The organism is Shewanella sp. YQ_9, assembly GCF_043103185.1.
GTDB classification, from domain to species: domain Bacteria; phylum Pseudomonadota; class Gammaproteobacteria; order Enterobacterales; family Shewanellaceae; genus Shewanella; species Shewanella algae.
Genome location: NZ_JBICJO010000076.1, coordinates 188,500 through 203,221 on the forward strand (window position 1 = coordinate 188,500; position 14,722 = coordinate 203,221).

Genomic DNA, 14,722 nt, shown 5'->3' on the forward strand with positions numbered 1-14,722 from the left:
CTCAAAATCCTGTGGCGCAGCTAGTGCGGCAGCGCCATAGGGTAGCTGAACAGCAGCAGATGACAGAAGTTGAGGCAGAAGTGGCACAGCGCCGCCAGCCACAAACGGCCGCTCAGCTGGAATACCAAACCATAGAGAACACCGGCGAGGGCGGCGAACAGCACCAGAGTCCAACCCCCGGCCAGGTGCGCCAGCCCAAATAGCACGCTGGCTAGCGTTACCCCAAGCAGGGCGCCGCCGCGCTTGACCAGATACTGCTGCAATGCGCCGCGAAACAGCACCTCTTCGGCGACGCAGGTCAGCAGCAGATTATTGAGCGCAAACAGCCACCACCAGCCCGGCAGCTTGGGATCCCAATGAATGGCGCCGCTTAAACTGGCCAACCCCAGCAGCGCGGGCGTGGCGGCAAACAGCAAGGCCAGCAAGATTATTTTTCGCCTTGGCAGAGGTTTCGGCGTACCCGCAACCAGCGGCCAGGCCAGCAGCAACAGAAACAGGCTCAGCGGTTTATCCAGGTTGAGATACATGCTGAAAGGTGCACTGCCGCTGCTGGCTTGCACTTTATCCAACAGCTTGAGGTTGTCAAAGCCCGGCAGCAGATGCACTGTGAGTGCCACGGCGCTCAGCAGTATCAAGCCCTGGGCGCCATAAACGGCAAGCTGCTTGAGTCGTATATGGCCCTGCTCGTTTACCTCATTATTCGCCGCCGCACTCTTGGCTGAATTTGCCTGTCGGCAAAACCGCTGACGCCATTGTGGTAACTTGAATGCCAACGCCAGCAATAGGCCCACAAGTATCAGAGTCGGCGCCGCAATGCGGCCCAAAAACAGCGCCAGTAGTAGGCTGGTGGCGAGCAGCAAGAGTGCGATGGGAAAACGGCGCAGCAGCGCAAAAGGCACCGCCAGCATCAGTGCTAGCCAGATAAGCAAGTCGACAGAAGGCACAAAGGGCATGGGGAAGGCTCCGAAAAAGCGGCGATTAAAGCTGTATAGAGGATACCGGGCAAGCGCCGCTAACAGAGATCGGACTTGCTCAACCTTTGCCGAGCAATTGATTAACCCAAGTCTGATAGTCGCCCTGATAGGTGGCTATCTCCATGGTGCTGTAGGGCGCCAGTAAGATGCCGGGAAACTGCCAGCCACGTTCCTGCATCTGTTTCAGAGGTGGCAACATGTCTTCTTTGATGGCATCAAAAGCGATGCGATAGCTGGCGAAATCTCCTTGGCTGAAGCGGGTTATCAGGCGGTCGAACAGTGCCTTCTCCTCCGGCTCAGCGTCTGCCGGATTGGAATGGAAAAAGCCCTGCCCATACCAGTAGAGCAGCAAGGCTGTGCCGGCATCACAGAGAGGGTGATTGAGTATGGCGGCGGGGCTTTCAAGGCCGTTGTCCCAATTGAGATTGGCGGCCACATAATGCAGCTCTTCCATGCTCTGCAGCTCGGCTATGGTCATTAGGCTATCGGCAGTCTTGGCAAATTCACCGGCAATAGCCGTCAGTGCGGCGCCGATTTCCGGGTCTGCCAATTGTGCCTTTAACTGCTCGGCATCGCAGATGGCGCCGCTCTCGGCGCATTCAAAGGCCCTGAAAAACTGCTCTTGGGTCAGACGTTTGGCCATCCTTGTCTCCTGTCCTTTATCATCCCTCGTTGGGGCAGGGGGATTTGATTTTTTGCGGTTCGCTGATGTTGCTGGCCAGATAATAGCTGGCAATGCCCATGAGTATGTTGGTTACCGGCAGTGCCAGCATCAGGCCTTTTACCCCGCCGAGGAAGGCGCCCAGCGCCGCCAGCGGCAGCATCAGCAGGAACAGGCGACACAGATTCAGTACCAGTGAGGCCATAGGCCTGTGATAGGCGTTGAGCGAGGTGGCCACTATGATCACCACGCCCAGCGGGCCATAGGCGGCGGGCAACACCAGAACATAGAAGCTGAGCCATTCCAGCACCTGAGGGTCGGTACTGAACAGGGCGGCAATTTGCGGCGCCAGCAGCGCCAGCGGAATATACAGCAGGGTCTGGAACAGGAGCACAAACTTCAGCGCCAGCAGCAGTGCCTCGCGGGCGCGCTCCTTCTGGCCGGCACCCAGGTTCTGGGCGATAAAGGGCACCAGGCTGGAAGACAGCCCCATCACCACAATCAGCAGCAAAGACTCCAGCCGGGTTCCGGCACCGAAGGCGGCCACGGCGGCGTGATCTATCCGCGCCAGCATCCCCATAATCGCGGCGTTGGCCAGGGGGTTGATCATATTCATCAGCGCCGCCGGTTGGGCGATATGGGCCAGCTGTTTCCAGTTATCGACAAAGCGGCTGAAACACCAGCCCGCGGCCACCAACATATGGCGTTTGACCACCAACAGATAACTGGACAGTGACAGCGCCACCAACCAGGAGATCAGGGTCGCCACGGCGGCACCTTGAATTTCCAGCCTGGGGAAGGGGCCGATACCAAAGATAAGCAGCGGGTCGAGGATCAGGTTAATCAGTGCCGCCAGTGACAAAATTGCCGCCGGTGAGCGGGTATCGCCGGTGGCCCTCAGGCCCTGATTGCCCACCATCAACACCACCAACAGCGGCGCCCCCAGATACCAGAGATTCATATACTCATGCACCAGCGGTAGTATGTCGTCTTTGGCGCCAAGCAGGGAAAACAGCGGGTCGATACACAAGCTGCCCAGCAAGGATAGCCCGGCAGTCAAAATAAAGGTCAGCAGCAGGGCGTCGTGCAGAAACACCTTGGCCTTGGGGGCGTGCCCGGCGCCTATCAGGCGGCCAAGATTGGTGGACACCCCGGCGCCTATGCCGATGGCAATACTGGACACCACCAGGGTAACAGGGAAGGTGAAGCTGATCGCCGCCAGCGCCTCTGTGCCCAGCTTACTGATGAAGTAGGTGTCTACCAGGTTGAAGCCCAGCACGGTGAGTATTCCTAACATGTTGGGAACACTCATATTAAGCAGTACACGACCTATCGGCTGACTGAGCAGCCCGTGTCTGTCTCTCATGGCCCGTATCTGCCTCTTGTGAAATGGATGAAGTAAATCGTGCGGAAGCGCGATTCTAACAGGATTGCCCCGGCTTTAAAAAACGAGGGTCAAAAATTTTCAAAAAATTTTGACCTGTCCCCTTGGAAGTGCCAAATCCGGCCCCATATAAGCCAACATCAAGCGGCTAAAGCCTGTTGGCCTGGCCGTCTTTTACATAAACCATGAACCGCCTCATATTGGGCAAAAATCATTAGGAGAATCCATAGATGAATATTCGTCCATTACATGACCGCGTGATCGTCAAACGCCTGGAAGTTGAAAGCACTTCGGCCGGTGGCATCGTACTGACCGGCAGCGCAGCCGAAAAGTCTACCCGTGGTGAAGTACTGGCTGTTGGCAATGGCCGCATCCTCGAAAACGGTGACATTAAGCCATTGGACGTGAAGGTAGGTGACGTAGTGATCTTCAACGAAGGTTACGGTGTCAAGAAAGAGAAGATTGACGGTGAAGAAGTCCTGATCCTGTCAGAAGCTGACCTGATGGCCGTAGTGGAATAAGCCACTCGAACCATTGAAAACCTTCCAAAGTAATCAAAAAATTTAAGGATAATCAACATGGCAGCTAAAGAAGTAAAATTTGGCAATGACGCTCGCGTAAAAATGCTGGCGGGCGTAAATGTTCTGGCTAACGCAGTAAAAGTGACTCTGGGCCCTAAAGGCCGCAACGTCGTTCTGGAAAAGAGCTTCGGTGCACCACTGATCACCAAAGACGGTGTTTCAGTCGCCAAAGAGATTGAACTGGAAGACAAATTTGAAAACATGGGCGCGCAAATGGTTAAGGAAGTTGCTTCCAAGGCCAACGACGCTGCCGGTGACGGTACCACTACCGCCACAGTACTGGCTCAGGCTATCGTGACCGAAGGTCTGAAAGCCGTTGCCGCCGGTATGAACCCAATGGATCTGAAGCGCGGTATCGACAAGGCCGTAATCGCCGCCGTTGCCGAGTTGAAAGCCCTGTCTCAGGACTGCTCCGACTCCAAGTCTATCGCTCAGGTAGGTACCATCTCTGCCAACTCTGATGAGTCTATCGGTCAGATCATCGCTACCGCGATGGAAAAAGTGGGCAAAGAAGGCGTGATCACAGTTGAAGAAGGTCAGGCGCTGGAAAACGAACTGGACGTAGTTGAAGGTATGCAGTTCGACCGCGGTTACCTGTCTCCTTACTTCATCAACAAGGCTGAAACCGGCTCTGTTGAACTGGACAACCCATTCATCCTGCTGGTTGAAAAGAAGATCTCCAACATCCGTGAGCTGCTGCCTATCCTCGAAGGCCTGGCCAAGACTGGCAAGCCACTGCTGATCGTTGCTGAAGACGTTGAAGGCGAAGCCCTGGCGACTCTGGTGGTCAACAACATGCGCGGTATCGTTAAAGTGGCTGCCGTTAAGGCGCCTGGTTTCGGTGATCGTCGCAAGGCCATGCTGCAGGATATCGCTATCCTGACCGGTGGTACTGTTATCGCCGAAGAAATCGGCCTGGAGCTGGAAAAAGCCACTCTGGAAGACCTGGGTACCGCCAAGCGCGTGGTTATCACCAAAGACAACACCACCATCATCGATGGCAGCGGTGAAGAGTCGCAAATTCAAGCCCGTGTTGCCCAGATCAAGCAGCAGGTTGAAGAATCGACTTCCGACTACGACAAAGAGAAACTGCAAGAGCGTATGGCCAAGCTGGCCGGCGGTGTTGCGGTAATCAAAGTCGGTGCCGCTACCGAAGTGGAAATGAAAGAGAAGAAAGCCCGCGTTGAAGATGCGCTGCACGCTACCCGCGCCGCCGTTGAAGAAGGTGTGGTTCCTGGGGGCGGTGTTGCCCTGGTTCGCGTTGCCTCCAAGATTGGTGAGCTGGACGTGAGCAACGAAGATCAGAAGCACGGTGTGGTTATCGCCCTGCGCGCCATGGAAGCCCCACTGCGCCAGATCGCTACCAACGCAGGTGAAGAAGCCTCTGTTGTCGCCAACAACGTCAAGAACGGCAGCGGTAACTATGGTTACAACGCCGGTAACGACACTTACGGCGACATGCTGGAAATGGGTATCCTGGATCCAACCAAAGTTACCCGCTCTGCGCTGCAGTTCGCGGCCTCTGTAGCCGGTCTGATGATCACCACCGAAGCCATGGTAGCCGAGCTGCCAAAGGAAGAGGCTGCGCCTGATATGGGCGGTATGGGTGGTATGGGCGGAATGGGCGGCATGATGTAAATTTTACGGGCCTAAATCTGTGATAGCTGTGTTGCTTCACCACTCGTTTAGTTCACTAAACGTCGCGGTAAAGCGCCTTGCTCTAACAAGATTTATCCCACGTAAAATACTCTGCTGGTCTTAAGCCTAACAGCCTGAACCAAAAGAATAAAAGCCCCGATACTTAACCGTATCGGGGCTTTTGTTTATTCCGGGAAAGGAAAAGACTCGCGCCTCGAACGCGGGCCTTTTCCATTTCAGTGGTTTCTGCCGAGGGCGGGGGAGTGGTTTGGGTTTGGAATGGCTTCCGGCTTTGGGTTGGATTAACCCCATGCGGTGGGCTGATTAGCAACGAGAGCCGCTTTCAGCGGAATAACGTCGTGGAGCTTCGCCCCACACCCGAGGAAAGGGGGCAGTATCGACTTGCCCCCTTATCCAATCCCCCAGCGACCCGCGACGAAGCGGACAGCTCCTTGGGCTTATGCTTAAAATCGGCTAACGCACCAGACGCTCATCCCTGATTCGACTGACGCCGCTTCGGCATCCATGCCTCGCTACGCCATTTTCAGCAACGCCTTGCGGCCGCTTCGAGCGGGATTGATGTATTCCTCGGCAAAAGAGTTGTGGATGTCCTGACTTTTTAGTTTTGGGATTGGATAGGGCTGCAGGCTCTACTTTTCGGCTCGTTGTCCTCTTATTAACAGATAGGTCCCTGTAGACTCCACACAGCAAAAGTGTTTTGGGTGTCCTGACTTTTTCTGACTTTTTTCTTCTTGTAAAAGATCGCAGCATCTGGTCGTACAGGTGCTTTCATTTTCTTGGGGCAGGTCATTATAGCTAAGTTTACTCTGTCCCAATTATTTTATTTATTACGCAGCTACGCCTTGCTCTTTTGCCTCTTCAACTTTATTTTGTTCTATTCCCATCATCATATTGTAATGAGCAATATGCCCAGAATACTTAAATACATCCCTAAAAACATTACGATAAATATCAACGGTATCATTTTGGCTTTGAATGAATAGGTCATCAGGTAGACAATGTGAACCATCGTTGATCCAGTACAATAATGAGCGACACACCTGCTGTTCTTCTAAGTTTTCAAAATTAGATTCAATGTCATTGTCACTAAATTTTCCTAAAATCTTAAAATAGTTTTCTAGGATTCTTCGCATGGTGTTTTGAATAGTGATAGATGAGTTATTACCTTGTTCTTTTATTTCTCTCCATAGCAATTCATATGAAGATTCTATGGGGTTATGTTGCTCGTAATGTTGAATAGAAGTTATATTGTTTGCCTTGCGTAAAATCCAGAAGTGAGTTTTATTACAGCCGTTAGATCTACCACCTTGGAAGGATACCTCTTTATGGAAGTATACATTATGTGTGAACAATAGCAGTTGCTTTATAGAAGAGCCACCTTTAACTTCTTTGATTAACTGTTTAACGATGGCGCTCACGATATAAAGTACATTGCTATCTAAACTTGAGATTGGGTCATCTATCACCACAACTCGGTTCTCTGTAACAGCGTCCTGAGTTAATGCACCATTTGCCAGTTGTATAAAATACAAAAACGTAATAAAGGTAACTTCACCTTCACTCAATGTATCCAAAGCTAATGTGCCATCTTGTCGTTGTATAACATAATGGTTCGCTAACTGTCTAGAAGGGACAATTTCGAAATTTAAGAAACCGTATGCCTTCAATAGTCGGTTAATTTCATCTACCGCTGGTTGAACACTAGTACTATTTTTACTCAACTCTGCTAGTTCTGATTTTAAGCTAGTAACTCTTTCTGTTCGTTCTACTACAGATTTGTCAAGATTCGAAATGGCTTTCTCTAACCCGTTAGCTTTTCTTGTATATCGCTTGTAATCATCAAATATTTCATCAGCTAAAAAATGCCATACTTGCTCTTTGAATTTCGCAGTTTGATTATCAAAGTCTGTCGCTAGTTGATTATGTTTTTGAATTTCACTGTTTGCCTTATATATTAAACTCATCAACTCGTTTAATAAATCAATAGTTTGATATGCTTCAAGCCGTAAACTAGGTTTTTCAGCCTTATCTGTAAAACCAATAATATTTGACTTTATTGCACTTTCTAATGAATAAAAATAAGGAACAAATGTTTCTATTTCCAATTTGCTATTTGGATTTTTACTTTCATTTTCTATAATTTTAGATATTGAATTTAAAACTTTTTCAGAAACTTCAATATAAGCTCTGTTCAAAGAGGATACTCTTTCTGTTTGCTCTGAAAAATCATCATCAAAATAATCTTCTAATTCAGACCTAAAATCATCACTAATTGTTTTCTGCTGGCAGAAGGGGCAAGTATCATTATCACTAATATAACTTCTTCCTTGGTTAACCCAGTCATGGGAACCCAGAGCATCCATCATTGCAGCTATATTTACATCACTTTTGCCAATAATAATCCTTTGCCATATCACATCTTGCTCTATAAGTGAAAGTTGGTTGGTAATAATGGATGATATTTCAGGATAAACCTCTGGTCGCTCGCCTAGTAAAGTTTTACTCTTTTCGATCAATATTTCGTATTTTATAACCTGCTCTGCATCAGCCGCAGACGTTGAAAACTGAAGAATTTTTTCCTTAAATAGTTTTTTCTTTAATGAGCCTTGTAGAGCCTCTTTAAAGTCATTTTCATACTTTTTATACAAAGACCAGCACTGTTCAGTAAACTCACTTTCTGTCGTATTTAACTCATTATTTTTTTGCGTTAGAAATTTCTGATTGTCCTTAAGCTGAGATTCTTCGTTATCAAACTCAGCTTTTTTTAAACGAATCTGCTCGACTTGCTCGGTAGTTGCTTCTCCAAGTGTAAAAACTCCTGCAATATCACTACCACCAAAATTCTTATCTCGGAAAGCTTTGTTATATACCAGAGTTTTTAATGGTTGCCCACCTTGCCATTGAATTGTGCACTCATTAAATTTTTCAACACGAGTGTCAGTTAAATAGTTAGTAGCTGTGGTTTTTCCGCAACCGTTTGCACCATAGAAGAAGTTTATTTTTGTAAGATTATTAACTTCTATACCATCAGGCTTGTAAGTTGCAACACCTTTAAGCTTAAATGACTCGATCATTTAAATCCCTTGTTTTTTGTAGAAATGCTAAAAAGTTGGGGGTACTTCAATTTCCCATAATATTTAATTTTTAATAAATATGATTATTAAAAATAATTCGAACATTATAGAAAATAAATCGATGCTGTTTGTTTTTTTATTTAGACTCTACTAGAGGGCTAGATAAAGCTCAGGTAGAAAGATATTTTTGAGTTGCAGATGTTTGAAAAAGTTAACCTATATCACTCAAAGTGAGATATTTGATCTCTGCTAACCCTAACTACGGTTCAAAGTATTTAGATAACTTATGAGATTATTCAAGTAATTCTCTTTTTGTCTATCGTTTTGTGGTCTCTACAACACCACATGAAGATGATTGCTCATTATGGCGAAAGCGGATGCATCAATGATAGTAAGGTGTGTTTTAAATACTAAAATAAAGCATAGAAGGAGGCTAACTACCGCGCCATTAAGCTTAGGTTTTAAAATAAAACTTTTTGTCCAGAGTAGTCTTCAAGTTGATTCATGTAAATATTCAATTTTCTTAGAACGTAATCAGCGATTTCTCCTGGGACGTTTTTGTCAGTATAGTGAAATTCCAAACATATTTGCTTTCCGTCAGTTTCTATGAATATGTCTGGCCTAACTGATTTTATCCACGGATGAGGTTGTTCAGAAATTGAGTTGATACTTAAGCAGTCATTAATGCATTCTGATATTGCTTTGTTTAAATGACAGTCAGAAATTTGTCTAGTGCTAATTAAATTGTTGAGTTTTTTGAAAGGAAGATCTGCTTTGTTTAATGCCTCCTGTGTTTGATTTCCTTTTTTCTTTCCTATAGGATGCTCTTTATTTGCCAATAGTCTTATTAGTGGTGTCCTTTCTAAGGTCTCTTGAGCTTTATTTTTTAATCCCCAGTTTCTGTTAAGGTTAAATTCGCTAAGGGCTTCTTTGATTGCTTTATGTTCGCTATAAGAGTTAATTACCATTATCAATGCATTTGTTGATATAAAAAGTATTCTTGTCTTTAATGCTCCATTAATCGCTAACTGTAGCCGTTGAGAATCCCATATGCTCTTCCTTTGGTCATTTGTTCTTATATATTCATAGAGTTTTTCGTGTGTTGCCATCCAAGCATTCTCTGGATGTTCACTTTGCCTTGCAAACTGTTTTACGACATCTTCTGAATTTTTGTATGTGAAAATAAACCAAACCTCATTAGGCTTTGGTATTTTGTCTTTTATTTTTTTGAAGTAATTGCTCTTTTGTTCCCAATGTTCCTTTACCATGTCGAGGTATATTCTTATTGTTTGATCTATACAAGCAAGTTCATTGAATTTTTTTAAAACATCTTCTAGATCGTTTGTGTTTAAATTGAAGTCGGCTATTTGTTTTCCGTTTATAACTTCAATTGTCTTTGTTGCAATGTCACAGAAATATTCTTTGCTAGGTCCTTTAAAATCGAGCTGTTCGAATCCCTTTTGAAAAAGTGTTCCAGATACGGCTTTAGAATAGGATAGCATGGTTTGGACATCTTGCTCCTCAGTCAAAGGCCAAAGGACTAAAAGCGGTGCTCGACGTAGAATTCCATTTAGGTCTCGAAAAAATCCTTTAATAAATTCTTGGTCAAGTCCACTTAAGTTTTCTAAATAGTTTATAACAATACATGCTGGTCCTTTATCCTTTCTAGATATTGCTTCATAACTTAGTTTGTTTAAGAACTCAGTTAGTTTTGATAACTTTTCAGTACCAACAAATTCTTGAGCGTTGAAATACTCTAATGACGATATCTTTATATGTTTTCTCCAACTTATAGATTGGAAAAATGTTGACTTTCCTACTCCAGGCCTACCTACAATAAAACACAGTTTCCCAGAGTTTCTTATTCTCGTACTTAGTTCCGTTATGGATTCCTCTGTATTTGTTACTGGACTAAAGAAATCCATCATGGCTTCATTTATTGATCTGTTGCTAAGTTCATTAACAACTTCTTCATATGATGACGGGAGTATTAACTCTGAGTTGCTAACATCTGTTTCCATATGTTTTTGATATCCTTGTTTGGGAACTTGATTAAAAATTTATGGAATTTTTAAAAATAATTTTTGTTAAATTGATGTTTTTTAATTGACTGGTTGAATTAGTTAGTTTTGACTTTTAATTGCAGAGAAGTAAAATCCACAGATAGAACCTATGATGGCGCTCGAAAATGCAAGTATTTCAGAGAAGTATTTGTTCTCAAATAGAGCCGATATGCCGATGATAACCAATAGGGTGAAAACTAAATAAATTGCCAGTAGAGGGGCTATTCGCTTGTTCATTCTTTCTGTTAACGGTTCTGCTTTTCCTATGCCACCGCATGAACCACAAAGCAGTCCATGCTGATTTCGTCTGCGCCAGAATGGTAGTTCATTCTTCTTGGCACAGACTTCACACGAGGTGTTATCTTTTCCACTACTGCAGGTTCCTGTACCAGAGCAGTGCTTGCAGTCGTATAGGTTGACTTTGACGTCTTGCATCTAGATTCATTCCTTTGAAAATACAGCGCTAAGATTGATTTTTTGGTTAGGGTTCAGCTATTCCGAGGTCGGGAGCGAGCCCATTGCGCCGAGGTACTACTGAGGTGGGTGGAATAAGCTTGGCAACTGGCGTCCACTGAAATGCGCCGCTATTACCTGTAATTTTGACGCTACCGCCCCTGATTTTGGCTATCAGACAGCAGTTTCTGTCATGTTGAATGTTCTTTTAAAACAATGTCTAAGTTATCAACTAGCTATCAGTAAAACCTTAGCTTGGGTCACAAATTGCACAGCCGTTAAAGTGGTTTTTGTCAGGGAGGTATTTGAGGTGAGGTGTTGAAAGCTTATCCTTGCCTTTTGCCTGCTCCGGGTGAGAGTGGCTGCCATCCCTGATTGTTGTTCTCACTTTAGCTGGCGCTTAAGTAATGCTTTTCGTTGGTTTTTTGTTAAAAGCCTAGCCAATCCTACAGTATTGCCGCGGTGAAAAACAAGCTTTACCGCATGGGGTTTTGTTGTGCTGTTTGGCTTAAATGACTTGTTTGAGTGGCCTGCTTGAGTTGCCCGTTTAAGTTGGTCGGCTGAGTTAGCGGCTTCAGTGAATCGCTTTGCTGGCCTGTTAACGGGCAAAAAGTGTCTGGCCGGGGAGCGGCGACGATTTTTAGGGAAAAGTGAACGGTTTTAACCGGATTTTGAGGATGTTGCAGCAGTTGCTGCCGGGTTGAGATGTTAGTATCGGTTGCTTGAATCTGTTCTGTTGCTGCGGCGGTTTTTTGTGGCTGTTGCTGTATAGGGCTTTGGAAGTCGTAGAGAAAGTTATCGGGATTGTGTAGTGAAAGGAAAAGTCGTTTCGTATGTCTCATCTAAAAAATTTGGCTTTATCAATGGGGATGATGGTGAAAGCTATTTTTTGCATGTTTCGGCTCTGGTGAACAGGAGTGATGAGGCTAAGCTGGTCAAGAATGTGCTGGTCGAGTTTGACCCTACGCCAACTCCCAAGGGATTGTCTGCCAAGCAGATCCGTATTCCTGAGGTCTATATAAGCGAGCGACTGCTGAATTTCTTCACCTCCAAGGGTAGCCACCCCAAGCATGGTGACGCCGTGTTGCGTTTACCGATTTCGACCCGTTTTTTCAAAGATCCGGCCAAGGGGCGCCAATATATAGAAGAACTGGCTAAGCAGTGTGGCTGTAATGCCGTGCTCGGGCTTGAATTTGAAAAGAAGACCTTCTCTGAAGGCAACTATCGCTTTACCGGGCATGCTTTCAAGGGGGAGCTGGCCCTGGTCACTGAAAAGCAGCCCTGTGACACCAAAGAGATGGCCCTTGCTGCCGAGCGGCAGTTGCAGCAAAGAATACAGGCGGCTGAGCAGGCCTTTGGGCCGATACAAGAGGCTGAGCTTAAGGCCAGACAGAGCCAGCTTTCCGGTTGCCTCGGCAGCGCCGTCGCCGTGCTGGCTGTGGTGGCAATCCTGCCGGCGGCGATTATCGCCGGTATCGCCGGTCTGTTCCCACTGTAGCTAACAAGGTGATTTCAGCGCCTTGAAAGTGTAACAAACTACACTTTTAAGGCGTTTTCGGCTTGAATGGATGAAAAAGTGTATTTAACTACACTTTTTCATTGGACTCGCTAAATCAGCTTTTCAGTAAACTGGCACTCTTGGCAATTGAGTGTGTAAGTCTCGGCTCGCTTTTGTACTCGGGTGTTTTTACTTTGGCACTGAGGGCAGCTTTGTTTCATCGGGGTATTCTTGCTGCACTGGTGACACTTAATGTAGTAGCCAAACTTGCCGTACATAGGGATGTAGTTGCTCGATTCACCACAATGTTTGCAACTTAACCTTGCTGTTAATACTGCCGCATGGGGCTGGGTTTGGTAGTCTGCAGCGCGGCTTTCCTGTATCTGTGTATGCCTTTCTTCTACTTCTGCTTGGACTTGCGTCGCAACTGTACTGGTTGATGTTTCAGCGTTGGTTAGGGGAGTGCCGGTTTCCTGCTGAGAGGGGCTACTGATATCCTGCGCTATCAAGAAGTCGCAAATTGATTTGAGTTCATCTTGGCTGAAATCGGGCCGGGTATCGCTGAAGTTTACCAAGCGCATAAAACTGCTTTTGAGGTTCATCACCTCATTGAGTTTGTCGACCAAAAACTCCGTTTTGACCAGCTTTTGTGAGATCTCGCTGGGCATAGTGTCACGGTTGATAATGGCGTCGCTCGAGACGGCGCAGAGATGATCCCAGACGCGTAGCTTAAAGCCCTGCTGTTTGATACCCAGTAATTTCCCGAGAATTTCTCGTTTGTGATGGGTCAGGAGTTGCAGCAACAGCGCCTGTTGCAGTTCCACCTGTTTTAGTGGCGAGGCTATGCCAAACCACTGGTTTTGGTGGCTACGGGTCCATTCGCCCTGTTGGTTGACGTTGACGCGGCCCTTAATACTCTTGGATTCAATTAACACGAAGCCATAGGTATAGATGATCAGGTGATCTATCTGGGCGGTTTCGCCGTTAAAGTTGAACTTAAAGTCGTTGATGACCATGACCTGGGGATGGTCTTTGAAGGCACGACGCAAAAAGAAGGCGACGTCCTGTTCCTGCTTTTGCCCGGCATAGGCTTGGGGAGATTGCGTAACTTGGAGTGATTTACTTTTTAGAATCATTTATCAACTGCATCCATTCACTGCTCAATAATGAGCAACTTGATAATGGCCCAGTGTATCTTATTTGGCCTGAGTGCCAAAGTGTCTGTAATTGAAGTTGAGTGCGGCACTGGTGATTGAGCGTGCTTGGTTTTTCACCGGCTTCAATCAATAATGCTGCCTTTCATTCCCCGCTGGGCGCGGTTATTTGGCCGGCGTTTGAGTTGTCGGGATAAAACTATTTGTAGGGATACAAAACATGGATCAAGAGCTTGGCCCGATTTTGTTTATTGTGGTGCTGCTGGCGCTGACCCTAGGGGGTATGTGGCTGGTCGAGACGCGGCGTAAGCCGACCATGATGCAGGGCTGGTTGGATAAGCATGGCAGCGAGCGCTTGTTTACCTACTGGGATGCGCCCAGCGCAGCAATTTATGCAGAAGGCGAACCACGGCACTATCGGCGTTTGCTTGAGGCTTGGCAAGGGTTGGCGCCGCTTGAGGCCTGGTTTCAACATAACCTCAGCCGTATCGGGGTAACACCTGTGGGATCGACGTTGGGCAGTGCCAAGCGTTGGTGTCTTAGGGCCTGGCAGAAACAGCAGGACCCGGCGGCGGCCTATTATCTGGGGATGATGCAGCTGATGGGGCTGGGAGGCAAACCCGAATACCGCTCGGCGCTTGAGTTGTTTACCGCGGCGGAGCAGGGTGGCATTGCCAACGCCATTACCGCTCGCGGGCTGATGTTGCTGCGAGAACCCGCCAATGGCGAAGATTGGCCGATTGACCTTCCCGAGCAGCAGCGCTTTGCCGAGGCCGTCGCCTGCTTTCGGCAGGGACTTGAACATGGGGATAAGCTGGCGGCCTTGAATCTGGGCTACTGCTTGGAGCATGGCATAGGCATAGCGGCCGATACCGAGGCCGCCATCGACAGTTATCTGATGGCGGCAAGACAAGGTGAGCCCGCTGCCCAGTATCGTTTGTCCATGCTGTTTGCAGCCAGGGGCGATTTGGCCGAGGCCTATGTCTGGGCCCGTGTTGCCAGCCAGTGCTCCGAGTCTGATATTGCCGTGGCGCGCAGCCGCAATATTGAGGCCATGCTGGAGCCGAGCCAGCGCCATCCGGCCCGTCAGAAGGCGGCGCTGTTTACCCTTGAAATCGTGGCGCCGCGAATGCAGGCACTGGCCAAGAATATGAATTTGCTCAAGGTGGCGTAACTGATAGCCCCAGCTGAGCGGGCTCAACTGACTGGTCTAAATGAGAG

The 14,722-nt window shown here is 47.2% G+C and carries 12 protein-coding genes; 4 read left to right on the top strand and 8 right to left on the bottom strand.

The genetic code is table 11. The features are described 5' to 3' along the window. Positions 1-20 precede the first annotated feature (20 nt). The 3 genes from ACF8D4_RS21460 to ACF8D4_RS21470 form a co-directional block, all read right to left on the bottom strand. On the bottom strand, positions 21-953 hold the full coding sequence (locus ACF8D4_RS21460; RefSeq protein ID WP_392468980.1) for a CPBP family intramembrane glutamic endopeptidase: 933 nt from the start codon (positions 951-953) through the stop codon (positions 21-23). A 79-nt stretch (positions 954-1,032) separates the two neighbouring features. After that, a complete protein-coding gene (locus ACF8D4_RS21465) occupies positions 1,033-1,617 on the bottom strand; it encodes a DUF4274 domain-containing protein (RefSeq protein WP_028780604.1) in 585 nt (194 codons plus the stop codon). 19 nt (positions 1,618-1,636) lie between these two features. After that, a complete protein-coding gene (locus tag ACF8D4_RS21470; protein ID WP_071238719.1) occupies positions 1,637-3,001 on the bottom strand; it encodes an MATE family efflux transporter in 1,365 nt (454 codons plus the stop codon). Positions 3,002-3,249: 248 nt separating this feature from the next. On the opposite strand from ACF8D4_RS21470, the gene ACF8D4_RS21475 reads away from it, so the two are divergent. Together ACF8D4_RS21475 and groL are read left to right on the top strand one after the other, a co-directional pair. Next, on the top strand, positions 3,250-3,540 hold the full coding sequence (locus ACF8D4_RS21475; protein WP_025010152.1) for a co-chaperone GroES: 291 nt from the start codon (positions 3,250-3,252) through the stop codon (positions 3,538-3,540). 57 nt (positions 3,541-3,597) lie between these two features. Then, complete coding sequence (gene groL, locus ACF8D4_RS21480; RefSeq protein WP_392468983.1) at positions 3,598-5,238, top strand: chaperonin GroEL; 1,641 nt, start codon at positions 3,598-3,600, stop codon at positions 5,236-5,238. Between the two features lie 848 nt (positions 5,239-6,086). Here the strand turns inward: groL and ACF8D4_RS21485 are convergent. The 4 genes from ACF8D4_RS21485 to ACF8D4_RS21500 all read right to left on the bottom strand — a co-directional run bounded on the left by ACF8D4_RS21485 (position 6,087) and on the right by ACF8D4_RS21500 (position 11,691). After that, entirely contained in the window at positions 6,087-8,333 is a 2,247-nt protein-coding gene (locus ACF8D4_RS21485; RefSeq protein WP_345861507.1) for an AAA family ATPase, read from the bottom strand. Positions 8,334-8,794: 461 nt separating this feature from the next. Continuing rightward, positions 8,795-10,354 (bottom strand): hypothetical protein, encoded by a 1,560-nt coding sequence (locus ACF8D4_RS21490; protein ID WP_345861505.1) that lies wholly within the window; start codon positions 10,352-10,354, stop codon positions 8,795-8,797. A gap of 102 nt (positions 10,355-10,456) precedes the next feature. Next, the gene (locus ACF8D4_RS21495; protein WP_345861503.1) at positions 10,457-10,831 is read right to left on the bottom strand and encodes a molecular chaperone DnaJ; all 375 of its coding nucleotides are present in this window, start codon (positions 10,829-10,831) and stop codon (positions 10,457-10,459) included. Positions 10,832-11,325: 494 nt separating this feature from the next. Further along, entirely contained in the window at positions 11,326-11,691 is a 366-nt protein-coding gene (locus tag ACF8D4_RS21500) for a hypothetical protein (RefSeq protein WP_208124744.1), read from the bottom strand. Here ACF8D4_RS21500 and ACF8D4_RS21505 point away from each other — a divergent pair. Next, positions 11,661-12,347, top strand: a complete 687-nt coding sequence (locus tag ACF8D4_RS21505) for a cold-shock protein (RefSeq protein ID WP_392468986.1) — start codon at positions 11,661-11,663, stop codon at positions 12,345-12,347. The two genes, ACF8D4_RS21500 and ACF8D4_RS21505, sit on opposite strands and share 31 nt — an antisense overlap. A gap of 110 nt (positions 12,348-12,457) precedes the next feature. Here the strand turns inward: ACF8D4_RS21505 and ACF8D4_RS21510 are convergent, their stop codons facing one another. Then, positions 12,458-13,483 carry a nuclease-related domain-containing protein gene (locus ACF8D4_RS21510; protein WP_208172711.1) on the bottom strand — a complete coding sequence of 342 codons (1,026 nt, stop codon included), beginning with the start codon at positions 13,481-13,483 and terminating at the stop codon, positions 12,458-12,460. Positions 13,484-13,721: 238 nt separating this feature from the next. Here ACF8D4_RS21510 and ACF8D4_RS21515 point away from each other — a divergent pair, with 238 nt between their 5' ends. Next, positions 13,722-14,675 (top strand): tetratricopeptide repeat protein, encoded by a 954-nt coding sequence (locus ACF8D4_RS21515; RefSeq protein WP_392468988.1) that lies wholly within the window; start codon positions 13,722-13,724, stop codon positions 14,673-14,675. Positions 14,676-14,722 lie beyond the last annotated feature (47 nt).

Coding starts and splice junctions, on each gene's coding strand:
- ACF8D4_RS21495 (WP_345861503.1), bottom strand. CDS start 10,831: ATGCAAGACGTCAAAGTCAACCTATACGACTGCAAGCACTGCTCTGGT.
- ACF8D4_RS21500 (WP_208124744.1), bottom strand. CDS start 11,691: ATGAGACATACGAAACGACTTTTCCTTTCACTACACAATCCCGATAAC.
- ACF8D4_RS21470 (WP_071238719.1), bottom strand. CDS start 3,001: ATGAGAGACAGACACGGGCTGCTCAGTCAGCCGATAGGTCGTGTACTG.
- ACF8D4_RS21515 (WP_392468988.1), top strand. CDS start 13,722: ATGGATCAAGAGCTTGGCCCGATTTTGTTTATTGTGGTGCTGCTGGCG.
- ACF8D4_RS21460 (WP_392468980.1), bottom strand. CDS start 953: ATGCCCTTTGTGCCTTCTGTCGACTTGCTTATCTGGCTAGCACTGATG.
- ACF8D4_RS21475 (WP_025010152.1), top strand. CDS start 3,250: ATGAATATTCGTCCATTACATGACCGCGTGATCGTCAAACGCCTGGAA.
- ACF8D4_RS21465 (WP_028780604.1), bottom strand. CDS start 1,617: ATGGCCAAACGTCTGACCCAAGAGCAGTTTTTCAGGGCCTTTGAATGC.
- ACF8D4_RS21490 (WP_345861505.1), bottom strand. CDS start 10,354: ATGGAAACAGATGTTAGCAACTCAGAGTTAATACTCCCGTCATCATAT.
- groL (WP_392468983.1), top strand. CDS start 3,598: ATGGCAGCTAAAGAAGTAAAATTTGGCAATGACGCTCGCGTAAAAATG.
- ACF8D4_RS21510 (WP_208172711.1), bottom strand. CDS start 13,483: ATGATTCTAAAAAGTAAATCACTCCAAGTTACGCAATCTCCCCAAGCC.
- ACF8D4_RS21485 (WP_345861507.1), bottom strand. CDS start 8,333: ATGATCGAGTCATTTAAGCTTAAAGGTGTTGCAACTTACAAGCCTGAT.